Genomic DNA, 18,431 nt, shown 5'->3' with positions numbered 1-18,431 from the left:
TCTGCTCGCCGGCGCGTTGACAGCACGTGAGGCCGAGCCGCCGGGCTACCCCTGGGCGCTGATCAGGTCGGCCAACGCCGCCGGCCGCGACAGGAACGGCGAGTGCGAGCCGGGCAACGTGACGGCTCCGCCCGCTCGAAGCCGGTCCGCGAACACCGGCGGGAAGATCGCGTCCTCCTCGCACACGATCGGCAACGTGGGCACCGTCCGCCAGGCCGACGCCGTCACCACGTCCTCGAACACCCGCGCGCTCTGCGGCCGCAACCGCGACGCGGCCCACGCCGCCAGCTCGTCCGGCACGTCGGGGAACAGCAGCTCGCGGGCGGGCTCCGGCACGTCCAGCAGCTTCGCCCCCTGCTCGTACCAGGGCCCTCCCAGCACGCCCGCGACGTGCTCGCCCGGTTCCAGCATGTGCGCGGCGAGGTAGATGAGCCGGTCAGCGGAGCCCGCGGCCTGCCCCACGGGAATTCCGGCGTAGGAATGGGCCAGCACCGTCACCGGCCCGTCCAGGGCGGCCAGCGCCTCCCGCACCGCCTCGGCGTCCTCGTGCACACCCGCCGCCGGAGAGCCGGACGCGCTCGGCAGGTCGAGAGCCGACGGTGTCCAGCCGCGCGCCTCCAGTTCGGGAATCAGCAGTTCCCAGCACCACGATCCGTGCCAGGCGCCGTGCACGAGCAACAGGTTCCCCCGGTCCATCAAGATCTCCTCGTCATCCGTTTGGCCGTACGCTAGCCAGGCAAGATCAGGAGGAACATCGCCGAGAGTCCGCCGTCCTGTCGGGAGAGTCCGAGCTTCGTGAACCCGCTCGAGCACGTCCTGTCGACGCTGAGCGTGAACTGGGCCGTCGCGACACCGCTGCACGCCGGCGGCCGATGGGCGATGCACTTCGCCGGAAGGCTGGACCTGCGCGTCGAGGTCGTCGTGGAGGGCCGCGCGCACATCACGGTGGGCGACGAGAGCTTCTGGGCCGAGCAGGGCGACTGCTACGTCATCGCCGGTCAGCGCCCGTACCGCATCGCGAGCGACCCGGACACGCCGTCGGTGTTCGCGGCGCCGATCTACGACCACGACGACGGCACGCACCGCGACGCCGGACGCATCGGCGAGGGCCACGACACGACGTTGCTCGGCGCGGGTTTCACCTGCGAGCCCGAGGCCGCCGGACTGCTCGGCGTTCTGCCTCCTGTCATCCACGTCCAGGCACGCACCAGCACCGCCCAGGCCACCATCACGCTGATCCGGGCCGAGATCGACGGCGGCAGGATGATCCTCGACCGGCTCTCCCAGGTGCTGCTGCTCCAGGTCCTGCGCGATCACGCCCATCGCGCCGAACTGCACCCGCAGCTGGGACCGGCCGTCCAAGCGCTCCACGACGACCTCGGACGTCCCTGGACGGTCAGCGAGCTGGCGACGAGAGCCGCCATGTCGCGGTCCACGTTCTTCTTGCACTTCAAGGAAACCGTCGGCCTGACCCCGCTCGACTACCTCCTGCGCCTGCGCATGCAGACCGCTGCCAAGGCGCTCCGGGACACCCCGGACACGGTCGCGGTGATCGCCGCAACCGTCGGCTACCGCACCGAAAGCGCGTTCAGCGCGGCGTTCAAGCGGTTCGCGGGCCGATCACCGGGCGAGTACCGCGCCACCCAGTGACTTAGGGCAACCTGGGTTGAAGCGGCTAACAGGACACGCGTACTGTTTGGGGTCGAGGGGCACCGGTCGACCCGTTGAGGAAGACTTGCCCCGTACCCCGAACTGACCACCGCGCTGTCACCAGATGGAGTTGCACGTGACTAGTAAGGACAGCTTCGGCGCCCGCGGCACGCTCAACGTCGGCGACTCCTCCTACGAGGTGTTCCGGCTGAGCGCCGTGGAGGGCGCAGAGCGTCTGCCGTTCAGCCTGAAGATCCTGCTGGAGAACCTGCTGCGGACCGAGGACGGCGCGAACATCACCGCCGACCACGTGCGCGCGCTCGCCAACTGGGACCCCGCCGCCGAGCCGAACACCGAGATCCAGTTCACGCCCGCCCGCGTCGTGATGCAGGACTTCACCGGTGTGCCGTGTGTGGTCGACCTCGCCACCATGCGTGAGGCCGTCACCCAGCTGGGCGGCGACGCCGAGAAGGTGAACCCGCTCGCGCCCGCCGAGCTCGTGATCGACCACTCGGTCATCGCCGACATCTTCGGCCGCCCGGACGCGTTCGAGCTGAACGTCGACCTGGAGTACCAGCGCAACAAGGAGCGCTACCAGTTCCTGCGCTGGGGCCAGACCGCGTTCGACGAGTTCAAGGTCGTCCCGCCCGGCACCGGCATCGTGCACCAGGTCAACATCGAGCACCTCGCGCGCGTCGTCATGGTCCGCAACGGCCAGGCGTACCCGGACACGCTGGTCGGCACCGACTCGCACACCACGATGGTCAACGGCATCGGCGTGCTGGGCTGGGGCGTCGGTGGCATCGAGGCCGAGGCCGCGATGCTCGGCCAGCCGGTCTCCATGCTGATCCCGCGCGTCGTGGGCTTCAAGCTCTCCGGTGAGCTGCCCGCAGGCGCCACCGCCACCGACCTGGTGCTGACGATCACCGAGATGCTGCGCAAGCAGGGCGTCGTCGGCAAGTTCGTCGAGTTCTACGGCGAGGGCGTCGGCGCCGTGCCGCTCGCGAACCGCGCCACCATCGGCAACATGTCGCCGGAGTTCGGCTCCACGGTCGGCATCTTCCCGATCGACGGCGAGACCATCGACTACCTGCGCCTGACCGGCCGTTCCGAGGAGCAGATCGCGCTCGTCGAGGCCTACGCCAAGGAGCAGGGCCTCTGGCACGACCCGTCCCGCGAGGCCGTCTACTCCGAGACGCTGGAGCTGGACCTGGCGACGGTCGTCCCGTCCATCGCCGGCCCGAAGCGCCCGCAGGACCGCATCGAGCTGACCTCCGCCAAGGAGGCGTTCCGCCAGGCCCTGGGCGCCTACGTCGCGCACACCGACTCCCCGGCGCTGTCCGGCGTGGACGAGGCCGTCGACGAGACGTTCCCGGCCAGCGACCCGGTCGCCATCCACGAGGGCGGCAACGGCTCCGGTGCGCCGAAGGTGTTCCAGTCCGCCGCCGAGGGTGCCACCGGCCGCGTGTCGAACCCGGTCAAGGTCACCGTCGACGGCAACGAGTTCGAGCTGGACCACGGCGCCGTCGCGATCGCCGCGATCACCTCGTGCACCAACACCTCGAACCCGTCCGTGATGCTGGGTGCCGCCCTGCTGGCCAAGAAGGCCGTCGAGCGCGGCCTCGAGCGCAAGCCGTGGGTCAAGACGACCCTGGCGCCGGGCTCGAAGGTCGTCATGGACTACTACGAGCGCGCGGGCCTCATGCCGTACCTGGAGAAGCTCGGCTTCCACCTGGTCGGCTACGGCTGCACCACCTGCATCGGCAACTCGGGCCCGCTGCAGGAGGAGATCTCGGCGGGCGTGCAGCAGGGCGACCTCGCGGTCGTCTCGGTGCTGTCCGGCAACCGCAACTTCGAGGGCCGGATCAACCCGGACATCAAGATGAACTACCTCGCGTCCCCGCCGCTCGTGGTGGCGTACGCGCTGGCCGGTTCGATGGACAAGGACATCACCACCGAGCCGCTCGGCTTCGACACCGACGGCAAGCCGGTGTACCTCTCCGAGATCTGGCCGTCGCCGGCCGAGATCGCCGAGGTCATCTCGACCTCGATCTCCGCGGAGGGCTTCACCAAGGGCTACACCAACGTGTTCTCCGGTGACGAGCGCTGGCAGTCGCTGCCCACGCCGACCGGCAACACGTTCGAGTGGGATGCCGAGTCCACCTACGTCCGCAAGCCCCCGTACTTCGAGGGCATGGAGATGGAACCGGCACCGGTCACCGACATCTCCGGCGCACGAGTGCTGGCCCTGCTCGGCGACTCGGTCACCACGGACCACATCTCCCCCGCCGGTTCGATCAAGGCCGACTCGCCCGCAGGCAAGTACCTGACCGAGCACGGCGTGGAGCGCAAGGACTTCAACTCCTACGGCTCCCGCCGCGGCAACCACGAGGTGATGATCCGCGGCACGTTCGCGAACATCCGCCTGCGCAACCTCCTGCTCGACGACGTCCAGGGCGGCTTCACCCGCAACTTCCTGGAAGCCGACGCGCCGCAGACCACCATCTACGACGCCTCGGTCGCCTACGCGGAAGCCGGCGTCCCGCTGGTCGTCCTCGCGGGCAAGGAATACGGCTCCGGCTCGTCGCGCGACTGGGCCGCCAAGGGCACCTCGCTGCTCGGCGTCCGCGCCGTCATCGCCGAGTCCTACGAGCGCATCCACCGCTCCAACCTGATCGGCATGGGCGTCATGCCCCTGCAGTTCCCCGCCGGCGAGAACGCGGCGTCCCTGGGCCTCGACGGCACCGAGACGTTCGACTTCACCGGCGTCACGGAACTGAACAACGGCACCACCCCGTCGACGGTCCACGTGGTCGCCACGAAGACCGACGGCACCAAGGTCGAGTTCGACGCGGTCGTCCGCATCGACACGCCCGGTGAGGCCGACTACTACCGCAACGGCGGCATCATGCAGTACGTCCTGCGCAAGATGGTCCGCAGCTAGTCAGCAGCAGTACCAAGGCCCGCCCGGACACTTTCTCCGGGCGGGCCTTCGCTGTCTCGGCTCCGACTGACCATCGGGGGCGCGTCCCGCGGTTCGCGTGCAAGTGAACCCGTACAACCTGGCGGAAGATCGAATGCACTGATAGCTTCCCCGCTGAGCGATGAACATTTTTCGTGTTTACACATTTGTCCTGGGGGGACAAGATGAAACATCGCAGAACAGCGCTGCGCGCATCCATTTCGGTGTTATCGGCCGCACTCGCCCTGATCGCGACGGCCGGCCAGCCGTCCGCGGCGCCCGCTGCGGAGACGACGGTCGACAAAGATCAGATCTCCAAGGTGATCGAGCAGGTCAGGGCGCACCCCGACGACTACACCGGAATGCGGTTCGACTCTGCCCGCGGCGGCTACGTCCTCGGCGTCGCGGCGAACCGAGACGCTTCCGCGTCACTGCGCGCAGCGACCAGGAATGCGGCCCGTTCCTCGCAGAACACGGTGAAAGTGACCGTGCAGAGGCAACGGCGGTCGCTCGCCGAACTGAACAGGACACTCGCCGGGGTCGGTGCCCCGCAGACCGCGAAGATCCGTCCCGGAACGCAGATCTACGAATGGTACGTCGACGAGGTCGCCAACAAGGTGAAGGTCGGTGTGTCCGCGGAGTCCGACTTGGACACCGTCCGGCGCGAGTTCGCGGAGCGGTACGGCGACGCGGTCGAAATCTTCCCCGGCACGCCCATGATCCCCGCTGTGAAGACCACGGTCGTCAAGAAGAGCGACATCGTGTGGCCGGGTGCGAACATCGCCTCTGGCCCGAACTCGACGCGGTTGCTCGACGACGCGCCGTACAGCACCGGCAAGAGGATCCTCACCTGGCGCGACAACGGTGACGGCACGGTCAACGTCACCCAGTGCACGGATGCGGTGAAGAACTTCTCCAGCACGATCCTGCACACCGCCGGGCATTGCTTCCACAACGGCGACATGGTGTGGCAGGGGCACGTCGACCGCGCCGCGAACCAGCTGGTGCTGCGGGGACGCCTTGGCCCGGTCATCGACGTCCAGTGGGGCAACGGTCGCATCGACGCGCTCACGATCAGGACGCAGGGCACGTCGACCATGGGCAACTACCAGTTCACCGGCGGGAACACGCTGACCTATCAGACCGCGCGCCTCAGCTTCGCGACCGGCGACCGCGTGTGCACCAACGGTTCGTTCACCCTCATGTCCTGCAACGCCCGAGTCACGAGCACGAACGGTTGCTATCGGGTTGACGACCTCGACGTGTGCGGACTGGATCGCATTGAAGCCCAGAGCGGGGGCCAGCTCGTGCAGCACGGTGACAGCGGCGGCCCGGTCATCGACGAGATCCTGGCCACCGGCGCGAAGGTCGGCGGCATCATCTCAGCCGGCAACCTCGACAACGGAGGCACTGTCGCGTTCTCCACGAGAATGGAAGCCGCCTGCGCTCAGTTGAACCCGTACAACTGCAACTGAGTTGATCAGTATCGTGGTGGGTGCGGGGACCGCCCGCACCCACTTCTCCAGTGGAGGCGTTGATGAGCCGGCGTCATGTCGCACTTCTGCTCACCGCGCTGGCGGTGCTCGTGCTCTCGTCGTGCAAGAAGGCCGAGCGTGACGACGAGATGCACATCGTGCCACCCGTGACGGACACGGTCGGCACGGTCGTCACAGCCCCGCCCGCGTCACCCTGACCCTTTCACATTCACAGAACTATTCCCGCAGTAATCACGTGAATGCGCATTGCATGTGATGTAACAATCGTCTCGCCGATTCGATTTTCCCGTGAACACCCTTACTACGGGAAGCGGTGAGACATTTGTTGAATCGTCCACGAGCACTGCTGGCCGCCGCCGGTCTCGGGGCGGCTCTGTGTGTCGCCCCGGCGTTCCAGGCCGGTGCCGCGACGGAGTCCACCTATGTCGTCCTCTACCACGAGGGCACCTCGTCGCCGAACGCCGCGAACACCATCGCGAGCGCCGGCGGCACCGTTGTCGCGAACTACAGCCAGATCGGCGTCGCGATCGCCCGGTCGTCGAGCGCCGGTTTCGCCGCCGCGATGAAGCAGCAGAACAACGTCGAGGGCGTCGCCGCGACGACGGGTCTCGGTATGCGGCTCGCGCCGGACCAGGCCGATGCCGCGGACGACGTGACCGCCGCCGCCACGTGGGGCGACTCGTTGTCCGGCCTGCAGTGGGACATGCAGCAGATCAACGTGCCGCAGGCGCACCAGGTCACGCCCGGCAGCAGGCAGGTCGTCGTGGGCGACCTGGACACGGGCCTCGACTTCACGCACCCGGACCTCGCGCCGAACTACGACGCGTCGCGCAGCGCGGACTGCTCGAGCGGCACGCCGGCACCGCTGCTGGCCGGCAACGACCAGAACGGCCACGGCACCCACACCGCCGGCACCATCGCGGCGGCCGCGAACGGCACCGGAATCATCGGTGTCGCGCCGAACGTGCGCATCGCCGGCGTGAAGACGAGCAACGACGACGGCTACTTCTTCCCGGAAATGGTCATCTGCTCGTACATGTGGTCCGCCACGCACGGCATCAACGTCACCAACAACAGCTACTTCGCCGATCCGTGGCTCTTCAACTGCCGCAACAACGCCGACCAGCGCGCGATCTGGAAGGCCGAGCGCAGGGCGATCAAGTACGCGCAGTCCCAGGGCGTGATCGTCGTGGCGTCCGAGGGCAACGACGCCACCGACCTCTCGCACCCCGAGGTCGACGTGATCAGCCCCGACTTCCCGCCCGGCAGCGAGCAGGAACGGGAGATCACCAACGCCTGCGCGGTCGTCCCGGTCGAGGTGCCCGGCGTCATCGGCGTGACGGCGACGGGCAACAAGCGCTTCAAGTCGTACTACTCCAGCTACGGCGTCTCGACCGCCGACGTGGCCGCTCCGGGCGGCGACGCGATCCTGCAGCTGACCCCGGCCGCCCCGAACGGCCGCGTGCTGTCGACCTACCCGAGCTACCGGCCGTGCGCGCGCCAGGTGGTCGAGAACGGCGCGAAGTACTGCTACCTGCAGGGCACCTCGATGGCCGGTCCGCACGTGGCCGGTGTGGCCGCGCTGCTGCTGAGCAAGCGGGGCAGCGCGGGTGCGGCCGCCAAGCTCCAGCAGGCGACCAACCCGCTGTCCTGCCCGGACACGTCGATCTACGCGGCCTTCCCGCAGAACAGCGGGGAACCGCAGACGTGCCAGGGAGGAGCGGGGCACAACAGCTTCTACGGATCGGGTGAGATCGACGCCCTCAAGGCCGTGAGCTGACGGGTGGGCCGCTCACCGCTGCGGTGGGCGGCCCTCCGTCGTTCTCCCCCCACGTTCACGGCAGCGTGCATCACCAGATCTCCCGGTAGATCCATCGGGCACCGTTATGTCCGGGCCCGAACCACCGGTAACAGCGCACGTTCACCCCGCGATGCCAAGTCACCTGATCACCGCGGGAGACGTCATGAGCTTGACCCTGCTCGGCGACCTGAACTGGTTAGCCGTCATCGTGGCCACCATCGCGTACTTCGCGCTCGGTGCCTTGTGGTACGCGGAGTTCGCGTTCGGCAGGGCCTGGCAACGAGCCGCCGGCTGGGACCTGAACCCACCGGACAACGCGGGCGCCGGGATCTACGTCGTGCCGCTGGCCACCTGCTTCGTCGCCACGCTCGCGACGGCGATGATCGCTGCCGCGTCGAGCACCGACAACATCATGGAAGGCATCCTGCTCGGCCTCGTCGTCGGTGTCGGCGTCGCCCTGCCCGCCATCTTCGTGACGGGAACCTTCGACATGACGAAGCCCGCCCCGATGACGTTCGCGGCCATCGGAGCGGGCTATCACATCGTCGGGCTCGCGCTGGCGGGCGCGATCCTCGGTCTCTGGATCTAGCGGCGCCAGAACAGGTGGTGCGTCACGCCGCTCGAACTGGGCACGACATCGCAGTGGAACCGGTCGAGCAGCTCGTCGGGCGACTCCCAGAGCTTCAGGCCGGAGCCCACCTCGATCGGAGACACCGCCACGTGCAGCGTGTCGACGAGGTCCGCGTCGAGGAACTCCCGGATGGTGGTGACGCCACCGCCGAGCCGGACGTCCTTGCCCTGCGCCGCTTCCCGGGCCTGGTCGAGCACGGCGGCCGGCTCGCCGCCGACGAAGTGGAACGTGGTCTCACCGAGCGTGATGGACGGGCGTTCGTGGTGGGTCAGCACGAACACCGGCGTGTGGAACGGCGGCTCGTCACCCCACCAGCCCTGCCACTCGTGGTCGGTCCACGGACCGCGCTGGGGCCCGAACTTGTTGCGGCCCATGATCTCCGCGCCGATGTTCTGCGTGAAGTCGCGGGTGAAGTAGTCGTCGAGACCGCGGCTGCCACCGGGGTCGGTGCGGTTGGGCCAGCTGGCCGTGGCACCGGCCCAGGCGAACAGCCGCTGGGGCGAGACGCCGTCACCGAACGGCTGCTCCAAGCTCTGGTTCTCCCCCGCAGCGACCCCGTCGCTCGAAACAACGAAGTTCTGCACCCTCAGCAGTTGAGTCATGTGGTGAAGACTCGCAGAGCCGGCAGAACTCATCGGTCAGCTCCTCGCGGCCTTGTGGAGTTCACGCAGCGCGCGCACGGACGAGACGGCGTACTCGCGGTCCACGGCCTGCACGGCCATCACCGAGATGTACTCGTCCTCCGGCAGCTCCAGACGCGCCCACGCGGCACCGTCCGGGAAGCTCACCGAGAGCACGTCCTTCCACTCGAAGTGGTGGGACGTCACGACGTTGCGCACGTCGACACCCGAGGCGTCGGCGGTGACGCGCGGACGGGTCAGCAGCAGCACGCCGCCCGCGAGCAGGAAGCCCAGGACGATCATCGCGACCTGGTCGGAAGCCCGGAAGATCACGCCGGTCGGGGTGTTGCCGAGCAGCAGCCCGACGACCGTGAACACGGCGATCAGGCCGACCGCGCACGCCCACGCGACGCGGCGGATCTTCTTGGGGCGGAACACCACGGCGTTCAACTCGGGGGTCACTCGAAGCCCCGCTCGGTCCACGGCTGACGCAGCCCGCGCAGCACCAGCGCCGTGTCGATCGCGGCCGCGGTCGCCTCGTAACCCTTGTCCTCCACCGAGTCCGGCCACCCGGCACGGGCCACGGCCTGCTCCTCGGTGTTGCACGTCAGCACGCCGTTGCCGACCGGCGTCGACTCGTCCAGCGCGACGCGGGTGAGCCCGTCGGTCACCGAGTCGCACACGTACTCGAAGTGCGGGGTGCCGCCGCGGATCACCACGCCCAGCGCGACGACGGCGTCGTGGTGACGCGCGAGCTCTTGCACCACAACGGGAAGCTCGATCGCGCCCGCGACGCGCACGACGGTCGTGTCGGCGCAACCGGCTTCCTCTGCGGCCTTCAGGGCACGTTCGAGGAGCTGGTCGGTGATCTTGCTGTTCCAGCGCGTCGCGACGATCCCGACGCTCAGGCCACTGCCGTCGAGCGGGGTCTGCTCTGGACGGCCCTCGCCACTCATTCCTGGTCCTCCGTAGCGGAAACGACGGCCTCGTACTGCTCCAGCTGGTTCAGCTCGTGGCCCATCCGGTCGCGCTTGGTGCGCAGGTACCGCAGGTTCTCCGGGTTCGGGGAGATCGGCAGCGGCACCCGGTCCAGCACCCGTAGACCGTAGCCAGCCTCGAGGCCGACGCGTTTCGCGGGGTTGTTCGTCAGCAGCCGCATGGACTTGATGCCGAGGTCCACGAGGATCTGCGCGCCCGTGCCGTAGTCGCGCGCGTCGGCGGGCAGGCCCTGCGCGAGGTTCGCGTCCACGGTGTCCGCGCCCTGGTCCTGCAGCTGGTAGGCCTGCAGCTTGTGCATCAGGCCGATGCCGCGGCCCTCGTGCCCGCGCATGTACAGCACGACGCCACGTCCTTGCGCCGCAACGGCTTCCATCGCCGCGTCGAGCTGCGGGCCGCAGTCGCAGCGCAACGAGCCGAGGACGTCGCCGGTGAGGCACTCGGAGTGCACTCGCACCAGCACGTCCTCGCCGTCACCGATCTCGCCGTACACCAGCGCGACGTGCTCGATGCCGTCGAGCAGGCTGTCGTAGCCGACGGCCGTGAACACGCCGTGCGCGGTCGGGATCCGGGCTTCCGCGACGCGTTCGACCTGGGTCTCGACGCGGCGGCGGTACGCGATCAGGTCCGCGATGGTGATGATCGCGAGGTCGTGGTCCGCGGCGAAGACCTCCAGCTCGTCGCGGCGGGCCATGTCGCCCTCGTCCTTCTGCGACACGATCTCGCAGAGCACACCGGCGGGCGACAACCCGGCCAGGCGCGCCAGGTCGATGGCGGCCTCGGTGTGGCCAGGACGGCGCAGCACGCCACCGGCCTTCGCGCGCAGCGGAACGACGTGACCGGGACGGTTGAAGTCGCTGGCCTTCGAGGTCGGGTCGGCGAGCAGCCGGATCGTGCGGGCGCGGTCCGCGGCCGAGATGCCGGTGCTGACACCCTCACGCGCGTCGACCGTGACCGTGTACGCGGTGCCACGCACGTCCTGGTTCGTGTGGAACATCGGCGGCAGGTCGAGCCGGTCGCAGTCGGACTCGGTGAGCGGCACGCAGATGTAGCCGGACGTGTAGCGCACCATGAACGCGAGCAACTCCGGCGTCGCCTTCTCGGCGGCGAAGATCAGGTCGCCCTCGTTCTCGCGGTCCTCGTCGTCGACCACGACCACGGGCCGTCCGGCGGCGATGTCCTTGATCGCCCGCTCGATCTCAGCGAAGTCGGTGCTCACTGGGCCTCCTCGCCCGCAATGGCCCGCAGGTGCGGGACGGCCAGTCGTTCGACGTACTTCGCCAGCACGTCGACCTCGAGGTTCACCGCGTCGCCTGGCAGCCGGTGACCGAGCGTGGTGAGGTCGAGCGTGGTGGGGATGAGACTCACCGTGAACTGGTCTTCACTCACAGTGACAACCGTGAGGGAGACGCCGTCGACGGTGATCGAGCCCTTCTCCACGACGTAGCGGGCGAGCTGGGGTGGCAGTCCGATGTGGACCATCTCCCAGTGCTCGGCCTTCTCCCGCGCGAGGATCGTGCCCGTGCCGTCGACGTGACCCTGCACGATGTGGCCGCCGAGGCGCTGGCCGACCGCGGCCGCGCGCTCCAGGTTGACCTTGTCGCCCTCCGCGATCTTCGCGAGGCTGCTGCGCGTGAGGGTCTCGCGCATCACGTCAGCGGTGAAGGTGTTGTCCTCGACCTCCACGACGGTGAGGCAGACGCCGTTCACCGCGATGGAGTCGCCGTGCTTCGCGTCGCTCGTGACGATCGGCCCGGAGACGCGGATCCGCGCCGCGTCGGGCAGGTCCTGAACCGCGACCACGTGGCCGAGTTCCTCGACGATCCCGGTGAACACCGTTCCTCCTAAATTTGCGGAACCGCGCTGATCCGCAAGTCCGGTCCGCTCATGGTGACGTCTTCCACGGTCAGCCGGACAGCGTCCGTGATGGTTGACACGCCGGCGCCCAGCACGGCAGCGGGGCCGTCCCCGAGCAGCGCGGGCGCGATGTAGGCGAGCACACGGTCGATCATGCCCGCTTTGAGGAACGCGCCGGCCACAGTTGGACCGCCTTCCAGCAGCACGTCGACGACCCCGCGCTCGGCGAGCGCGCGCAGGACCTCGTCCGGGTCGTGCGTGCGCAGGTGCAGCGCGGTGTGCTGGAGCTTCGCCCCGTCCGGCAGGTCGCTCATGCCCACGACCACGGGCAACGGCTGGCGGGGCAACGGCATTCCGTCGTCGTCGCGGGCCGTGAGCGCCGGGTCGTCCTTCTTGACCGTGGTGGTGCCGACGACGATGGCGTCGAGCTTCGTGCGCATGTCGTGCACCTCCTTGCGGGAGGTCTCCGAACTGATCCACCGGCTGGTGCCGTCCTGTGCCGCGACCCTGCCGTCCAGCGACGCCGCGTACTTCCACGTGACGTGCGGGCGTCCCGTGCGCGCGTAGTGCAGCCACGCGCGCAGTGGTCCGTTGCTGACCTCATCAGCGAGTAGACCACTCTCGACCGTGATGCCGGCTTCTTCGAGACGTCGCGCGCCGCCCGCCGCTCTGGGGTTCGGGTCGGTCACCGCGTGGATGACGTGCTTGATGCCCGCTTCCTGCAACGCTTCCGCGCACGGCGGCGTGCGGCCGAAGTGCGAGCACGGCTCGAGCGTGACGACCGCCGTGCCGCCCTGGGCCTTCGTCCCGGCCTCCTTGAGCGCCATGACCTCGGCGTGCGGACCACCGGGTGGCTGGGTGCCGCCGAACCCGACCGCTTTGCCGTGTTCGTCCAGGATGACGCACCCGACCGGCGGGTTGGGGCTCGTGGTGCCCCGCACCCGTTCGCTCTCCGCGATGGCGAGCACCATCGCGTCCTCGGGCGTCACGTGGTCCTGATCCCCTGGGCGCCGGCTGCCTGCGCGCGCAGTGCCTCGACGGCCTTGCCCGGATCGGCGGCGTCGTACACGGCGGACCCGGCGACGAAGCAGTCCACCCCGGCCTGCGCGGCCTGTTCGATGGTGTCGGCGTTGATGCCGCCGTCGATCTCCACGAGCAGCCTGAGGTGCCCGGTGTCGACGAGATGCCTGGCCTGCCGCACCTTCTCGAGCACGTCGGCCATGAAGCTCTGTCCGCCGAAGCCGGGCTCCACGGACATCACCAGCAGCGTGTCGTAGTGCTTGAGCACGTCGACGTACGGCTCCAGCGGCGTACCGGGCTTGATGCTGAGACCAGCCTTGCTACCAGCGGCTTTGAGGTCCTTGGCGAGCTTGACCGGGTCGTTCGCGGCCTCGGCGTGCACGGTCACGTTGTAGGCGCCGGCCTCCGCGTACCCGATGGCCCAGCGGTCCGGGTCCTCGATCATCAGATGGCAGTCGATCGGGATGTCGGTGACCTTGAGCAGCGACTTCACCACGGGCAGGCCGAGCGTCAGGTTCGGCACGAAGTGGTTGTCCATGACGTCGACGTGGATCCAGTCCGACGTGGGCACCGCGGCGAGCTCGTCGGCGAGGCGCGCGAAGTCGGCGGACAGGATGCTGGGGGCGATCATCGGCGTGTGGACCACAAGGGTGAAGTCTAGGTGTCCGGCAGGTCGAGGAGCCTGCCGGGAGCCTCGTCAGTGACCACCACGACACCCGCCTTCGTGAGCGTCTCGACGTCCTGTCCTCACACGTGCCTTCGAGCGATGTCCGCGAAGTCGGACACCGCGGCGTCGAGCGCGTCTCTGAACGCCAGCAGCTGAGGAGGAATGCTGATCGGTCGGCCGTCCGGGGCGGCAGGCGATTCCTCGAAGCGCCCGACGGACAGCGTCTCGTCTGCCGCGTGGACTTTCACGGCCGCCTCGGCGAGCTCATCAGGACCCAGCATCTTGAGCACCGCGGTGATCGTTCGCAGCTTCGCCCGCGCGACGTGGTGCTGCTCTGCGATCTCGGTCCAATCGTCCTGGCCACCACCGATGTGCTCGCCTCGATGGCGCCGGTTCACCGCAATTGCGAGGCCTCGAGCCTCGTGGGCAGTCTCGGCGCATCGCTCCAGTCGCTCCTGACGAATGCGTGCCCGGCGCGCTGCGGACAGTTTGATCGGTTCGACCAGGGCTCCCAGCGTGGCACCGAGGAGCGCGGCGACCGCCGCGATGATCGCGGGTGCGATGGCATTCACGCTCGCCTTGTCCGCTCGGTTCCTCCGAGCGTTACGGCTGACGGCTCAACTCGACTCGAGCAGGTCGAGGAGCGCGCCGGGAGCCACGTCGGTGACCACCACGACACCCGCCTTCGTGAGCGTCTCGACGTGCGTGTCCCACATCGGGTGCCGGCGCTTGTCCGCGCTGGCCTGGGGCATGACGACGACCTTGCAGCCCTCGACTCCGATGCCCTCGTTCAACGCGGTCAGCGCCTGGTTGTCGCCGATGCCCAGGGCGAGCTTGGCCACCGAGTTCGCGCTGGCGGGGGCGAAGATGAACGCGTCGGGCGTCGGGTAGGGCTTGGGCTGGCTCGGCATCCGCGGGTGCCAGCGGACCTCGAGGTCCGTGAGCGCCTGCAGCTTGTCCAGCTCGTCCGCTTCCTCGAACCACGGGACGACCGTCGGCGTGAGGGTGATCGCGAGGCGCCAGCCCCGTTGTGCCGCGGGTTCGGCGAGCTCGGTGCGGAACCAGGTCTCGACGCCGCCGCAGCCGCTTGCCACCAGTCCGAGCAGCCCACGTGTCATGCGGGCGATCTTAGGTGGGATGGTCGGGCGAGCACCGCCTGCCGTTCCACCCCCGCGCGAAAACCCTTCTGCGCCAACAGGTTGAGCACGGTCGACTGCCCCGTGCCCGACCTGCCGCTCACCAGGAGCTCGAGCGTCCGCACCCACCGGCCATCACCCGAACCGGTGAATCCGACACCGTCGCACCCCGATCTGGGGCCCACCGGGCCCGAACCTGTCAGACCCCGTCGCTAGCGTCATTCCCGAGCGCTCGAACTGGGCGTCGCAGCACCGCGCAGAACATCGCGTCGGTGCCGTGCAGATGGGGCCAGAGCTGGACGTGCGGGCCTTCCCCGAGGTCCGGAACTCCCGGGAAGAGCTCCCGCGTGTCCAGCACTTCCGCCCCGGTTCGCCGGGCGACGTCCGCCACCACCCCGACGGTTTCAGAGAGATGAGGTGAGCACACGACATAAGCCACGACGCCGCCTGGTCGCACCAGTCGCAACGCCTCGGTGAGCAGCTCGCGCTGCAGCTTCGTGAGCGTGCCGACGTCGGCGGGCTGGCGCCTCCACCGCGCCTCCGGGCGCCTGCGCAGGGCACCGAGACCGGTGCAGGGCGCGTCGACCAGTACGCGGTCGAACGCCCCTTCGACGAAGTCGGTCTCGAGGCCGTCGGCCACGTGCACGGTCACCGGCAGGCCTGAGGTGAGCTTGCGCACGAGCTCGGCGCGGTGGGGTGCCTTCTCGACGGCGATCAGCTCGCCGCCTTCGAGGCCGACCAGTGCGGCGAGCAGCGCGGCCTTGCCGCCGGGTCCGGCGCAGAGGTCCAGCCAGCGGTCGTCCGTACCAGTGTCGTCACTGCCCTCTAGGGTCGCGCGTGTGAGGGCGAGTGCGCACAGCTGGCTGCCTTCGTCCTGGACGTTGGCGAGGCGTTCCCGGACGGGCTCGAGATCGCCCGGGTCGCCCGCTCCGGCCTCCAGGTGCACGCCGTAGGGCGAGTACGGCGCCACGTCGCCGCCCGTGATGGCGGCGAGCTCGTCGGCGCTCACCTCGCCGGGCCGTGCCACCAGGTGCACGGCGGGCCTGGCGTCGTCCGCCTCGAGGGCGCGCTTCAGCGGCTCCTCGCGGCTGCCGAGAGCCTCCGCGAACGCCTGCGCGATCCAGCGCGGGTGGGCGTGGGTGAAGGCGAGGTTGCCGATCGGGTCGGTGTCCGGGTCGGGCGCGAGCTCGTCGACCCAGGCGGCCTCGTCCTGCTCGGAGACCCGGCGCAGGACGGCGTTGACGAAGCCGGCGATGCCAGACCCGAGCTCGGCCCGCACGAGGTCGACGGTCGAGGCGACCGCGGCGTGCGACGGAATCCGGGTGCGCAGCAGCTGATACGCACCCAGCCGCAGCGCGTCGAGCGCCGAACCGTCCACTTCGGACAACGGCCGGTCGCAGCACGCCTCGATGACGGCGTCGAGCAGCCCCTGGGCTCGCGACGCGCCGTAGGTGAGCTCGGTGGCCAGCGCGGCATCACGGCCGGTGATGCGGCGCTCGCGCAGCAGTGCCGGCAGCACGAGGTTCGCGTACGCGTCGCGCTGCCGCACCGCCCGCAACGTCTCCAGCGCCGCGAGGCGTGCCGGGTCCTCCACGGGTGGCCGTGAGGGCCCGGTCCGCCGGCGCGGCGGGTGCGGCCTGCTCGGACGAGAAGGTTTGGAAGCTCCACGTGAGTGGCCGGTCATGCGATGCACTCTCCTGCGACAGCAAGGCCAACGCCCGCCGAATAAGTCTCTGCCGGCACGCGCCCGAGCGCCGCGCCACAACCGAATACCGAGCCCACGCGCGCAAAACCCGCGCGCCACACACCAGATGAGGAGGTCACACCACGGGTCATGGTCGAGCGCTTCATGAGATGCGCTCCCCCGCCTCGATGCGCACACCGCGCGCCCAGTCGGTGGCGGCCATGCGCTTCTTGCCCTGCGCCTGCACGTCACCGAGAGCGACCGCGGTGGTCGCCGTGCCCACGAGCACGCGCTTGCGCTCGACCAGCACCTCGCCGGCGGGCAGCGTCACGTCGTCCACGGGCGTCACCGGACCGAGTTTCAAGCGCTCGCCCCGGAACTCGGCCCACGCGCCGGGCTCCGGCGTGACCGCGCGCGCCAGGCGGTCCACGGCCACGGCGGGCGTGGTGAAGTCGAGGCGCGCGTCCTCGACGGTGATCTTGGCCGCGTAGGTGACACCGTCGGAGGGCTGCTCGACGGCGCGCAGAGTGCCGTCCTCGATGCCGTCCACAGTGGACAGGAGCAGCTGGGCGCCGGACTCGGACAGCCGGGTGAGCAGGTCGCCGGAGGTGTCGCGGTCGCGGACCTTCTCGGTCACCACGCCGAACACCGGGCCCGCGTCGAGCTCCTTCACGATGCGGAAGGTCGAGGCGCCCGTGATGTCGTCGCCGTTGCGCACGGCGGCCTGCACCGGCGCGGCGCCGCGCCACGCGGGCAGCACGGAGAAGTGGAGGTTGACCCAGCCGAACTCGGGAATGTCGAGCGTCCGCTGCGGCAGCAGGTTCCCGTAGGCCACGACCGGGCACAGGTCGGGTTCGAGTGCGCGCAGGCGGTCCAGGAACTCGGGTTCGCCGGCTTTCACAGGCGTCAGCACCTCGATGCCGTGCTCGTCAGCGAGCGCGGCGACGGGTGAGCGCTCGAGCTTTCGGCCACGGCCGGAGGGGGCGTCGGGACGGGTGACCACGGCGACGACGTCGTGGCGGGAGGAGTCGATGAAGGCGCGCAGCGAGGGAAGTGCGACCTCGGGCGTACCGGCGAACACGAGTCGCATGGTCAGCTGGACCTGCCGAAGAGTGGGTGCGGGCTCTGCTTCAAGGTGGGGACCGTACCGTCGAACCACTCGGCCTGCCGGATTTCCTTCATGGCCAGCTTGCGGGTGTCGGCGTCGAGGCGGTCCAGGAACAACACGCCGTCGAGGTGGTCCGTCTCGTGCTGGATGCAGCGGGCCAGGGTCTCGGTGCCCTCGACCTCGACCGGATCACCGTGCATGTTCCAGCCCTTGGCCACGACGTGCAGGTGGCGCTTGCAGTCCCACGACATGCCAGGGATGGACAGGCAGCCCTCGGGGCCTTCCTGCATCTCCTCGCCGACCACGTCCCACGTCGGGTTGACCAGGTGTCCCGCGAAGCCGTCGCAGTGGTAGGTGAACACGCGCAGCCCAACGCCGAGCTGAGGCGCGGCGAGTCCCGCTCCGCCGGCGTCCTGCATCGAGTCCCACAGGTCCTTGACGAGGGTGCGCAGTTCCTTGTCGAAGTCGGTGACCTCGACAGCAGCGGTGCGCAGCACCGGGTCGCCGAACAGGCGGATGGGTTGGACGGTCACGCAGTGCTCCTCGTGGTGGACTGGAGGCCAGTCTACGAGGAGCGCGGTCAGTGCTCGGACGCGCTGCCGAGGAAGATCACGCCGACCAGCGCCGCGACGAAGTGGCCGGTGAACCGCAGCGCCGTCCAGACGGGGCGGAAGATCGCGTGGAAGTCGAAGTGAGTCCCTGCCGTGGTGCCAACAGTTGTCGTCGTCATGTCACAACTGTGCCGTTCGCGCAGGTCAGCCCACATCGGCTTGCAGTATCGAGCCGTCATCAGCCCGAGGTAG

20 protein-coding genes are annotated in these 18,431 nt (G+C 69.3%); 6 read left to right on the top strand and 14 right to left on the bottom strand.

Going from position 1 to position 18,431, the window contains the following annotated elements; translation table 11 throughout:
• Positions 1-45: 45 nt before the first annotated feature.
• Positions 46-696 (bottom strand): alpha/beta fold hydrolase, encoded by a 651-nt coding sequence (locus tag UK23_RS15675; RefSeq protein WP_045312244.1) that lies wholly within the window; start codon positions 694-696, stop codon positions 46-48.
• A gap of 99 nt (positions 697-795) precedes the next feature.
• Between UK23_RS15675 and UK23_RS15670 the strand changes: the two genes are divergently transcribed.
• The 6 genes from UK23_RS15670 (at position 796) to UK23_RS15650 (ending at position 8,498) form a co-directional block, all read left to right on the top strand.
• The gene (locus tag UK23_RS15670) at positions 796-1,650 is read left to right on the top strand and encodes an AraC family transcriptional regulator (protein WP_045312243.1); all 855 of its coding nucleotides are present in this window, start codon (positions 796-798) and stop codon (positions 1,648-1,650) included.
• A 124-nt stretch (positions 1,651-1,774) separates the two neighbouring features.
• Positions 1,775-4,594, top strand: a complete 2,820-nt coding sequence (locus UK23_RS15665; protein WP_045312242.1) for an aconitate hydratase — start codon at positions 1,775-1,777, stop codon at positions 4,592-4,594.
• Between the two features lie 203 nt (positions 4,595-4,797).
• The gene (locus UK23_RS15660; protein ID WP_156213136.1) at positions 4,798-6,087 is read left to right on the top strand and encodes a hypothetical protein; all 1,290 of its coding nucleotides are present in this window, start codon (positions 4,798-4,800) and stop codon (positions 6,085-6,087) included.
• Positions 6,088-6,149: 62 nt separating this feature from the next.
• Positions 6,150-6,305 carry a hypothetical protein gene (locus UK23_RS51580; RefSeq protein ID WP_156213135.1) on the top strand — a complete coding sequence of 52 codons (156 nt, stop codon included), beginning with the start codon at positions 6,150-6,152 and terminating at the stop codon, positions 6,303-6,305.
• 128 nt (positions 6,306-6,433) lie between these two features.
• Entirely contained in the window at positions 6,434-7,888 is a 1,455-nt protein-coding gene (locus tag UK23_RS15655; RefSeq protein ID WP_156213134.1) for a S8 family peptidase, read from the top strand.
• Positions 7,889-8,072: 184 nt separating this feature from the next.
• On the top strand, positions 8,073-8,498 hold the full coding sequence (locus UK23_RS15650; RefSeq protein WP_045312239.1) for a DUF1761 domain-containing protein: 426 nt from the start codon (positions 8,073-8,075) through the stop codon (positions 8,496-8,498).
• On the opposite strand, the gene UK23_RS15645 is transcribed toward UK23_RS15650, so the two are convergent.
• The 13 genes from UK23_RS15645 to UK23_RS51575 form a co-directional block, all read right to left on the bottom strand.
• Entirely contained in the window at positions 8,495-9,142 is a 648-nt protein-coding gene (locus UK23_RS15645) for a dihydrofolate reductase family protein (protein ID WP_045312238.1), read from the bottom strand. The genes UK23_RS15650 and UK23_RS15645 overlap by 4 nt on opposite strands.
• 36 nt (positions 9,143-9,178) lie before the next feature.
• Positions 9,179-9,622: a PH domain-containing protein gene (locus UK23_RS15640; protein WP_045312237.1), complete on the bottom strand. Its 444-nt coding sequence runs from the start codon at positions 9,620-9,622 to the stop codon at positions 9,179-9,181.
• Positions 9,619-10,116 (bottom strand): 6,7-dimethyl-8-ribityllumazine synthase, encoded by a 498-nt coding sequence (gene ribH / locus UK23_RS15635; protein ID WP_045312236.1) that lies wholly within the window; start codon positions 10,114-10,116, stop codon positions 9,619-9,621. The genes UK23_RS15640 and ribH overlap by 4 nt, the downstream gene beginning before the upstream one ends.
• The gene (locus tag UK23_RS15630) at positions 10,113-11,375 is read right to left on the bottom strand and encodes a bifunctional 3,4-dihydroxy-2-butanone-4-phosphate synthase/GTP cyclohydrolase II (protein ID WP_045312235.1); all 1,263 of its coding nucleotides are present in this window, start codon (positions 11,373-11,375) and stop codon (positions 10,113-10,115) included. Before UK23_RS15630 ends, ribH begins: the two co-directional genes overlap by 4 nt.
• Positions 11,372-11,992, bottom strand: a complete 621-nt coding sequence (locus UK23_RS15625) for a riboflavin synthase (protein ID WP_045312234.1) — start codon at positions 11,990-11,992, stop codon at positions 11,372-11,374. Before UK23_RS15625 ends, UK23_RS15630 begins: the two co-directional genes overlap by 4 nt.
• A gap of 8 nt (positions 11,993-12,000) precedes the next feature.
• Positions 12,001-12,984 carry a bifunctional diaminohydroxyphosphoribosylaminopyrimidine deaminase/5-amino-6-(5-phosphoribosylamino)uracil reductase RibD gene (gene ribD, locus UK23_RS15620; RefSeq protein ID WP_045312263.1) on the bottom strand — a complete coding sequence of 328 codons (984 nt, stop codon included), beginning with the start codon at positions 12,982-12,984 and terminating at the stop codon, positions 12,001-12,003.
• 14 nt (positions 12,985-12,998) lie between these two features.
• The gene (gene rpe, locus UK23_RS15615) at positions 12,999-13,664 is read right to left on the bottom strand and encodes a ribulose-phosphate 3-epimerase (RefSeq protein ID WP_082114684.1); all 666 of its coding nucleotides are present in this window, start codon (positions 13,662-13,664) and stop codon (positions 12,999-13,001) included.
• Between the two features lie 116 nt (positions 13,665-13,780).
• Positions 13,781-14,272, bottom strand: coding sequence for a hypothetical protein (locus tag UK23_RS15610; protein ID WP_045312232.1), 492 nt, complete (start codon positions 14,270-14,272; stop codon positions 13,781-13,783).
• Positions 14,273-14,317: 45 nt separating this feature from the next.
• Complete coding sequence (locus tag UK23_RS15605; protein ID WP_045312231.1) at positions 14,318-14,818, bottom strand: flavoprotein; 501 nt, start codon at positions 14,816-14,818, stop codon at positions 14,318-14,320.
• A 217-nt stretch (positions 14,819-15,035) separates the two neighbouring features.
• Positions 15,036-16,520, bottom strand: a complete 1,485-nt coding sequence (locus UK23_RS15600; protein ID WP_082114681.1) for an RsmB/NOP family class I SAM-dependent RNA methyltransferase — start codon at positions 16,518-16,520, stop codon at positions 15,036-15,038.
• 163 nt (positions 16,521-16,683) lie between these two features.
• The gene (gene fmt, locus UK23_RS15595) at positions 16,684-17,610 is read right to left on the bottom strand and encodes a methionyl-tRNA formyltransferase (RefSeq protein WP_045312229.1); all 927 of its coding nucleotides are present in this window, start codon (positions 17,608-17,610) and stop codon (positions 16,684-16,686) included.
• Positions 17,611-17,612: 2 nt separating this feature from the next.
• Positions 17,613-18,161 (bottom strand): peptide deformylase, encoded by a 549-nt coding sequence (def, locus tag UK23_RS15590; RefSeq protein ID WP_045312228.1) that lies wholly within the window; start codon positions 18,159-18,161, stop codon positions 17,613-17,615.
• Between the two features lie 47 nt (positions 18,162-18,208).
• Positions 18,209-18,358 (bottom strand): hypothetical protein, encoded by a 150-nt coding sequence (locus UK23_RS51575; RefSeq protein ID WP_156213133.1) that lies wholly within the window; start codon positions 18,356-18,358, stop codon positions 18,209-18,211.
• Between the last annotated feature and the right edge of the window lie 73 nt (positions 18,359-18,431).

This window comes from Lentzea aerocolonigenes (genome assembly GCF_000955955.1).
Taxonomy (GTDB): Bacteria; Actinomycetota; Actinomycetes; order Mycobacteriales; family Pseudonocardiaceae; genus Lentzea; species Lentzea aerocolonigenes_A.
The sequence above is the reverse complement of the archived record's forward strand: the minus strand, read 5'-3'. Positions and strand labels throughout refer to the sequence as shown.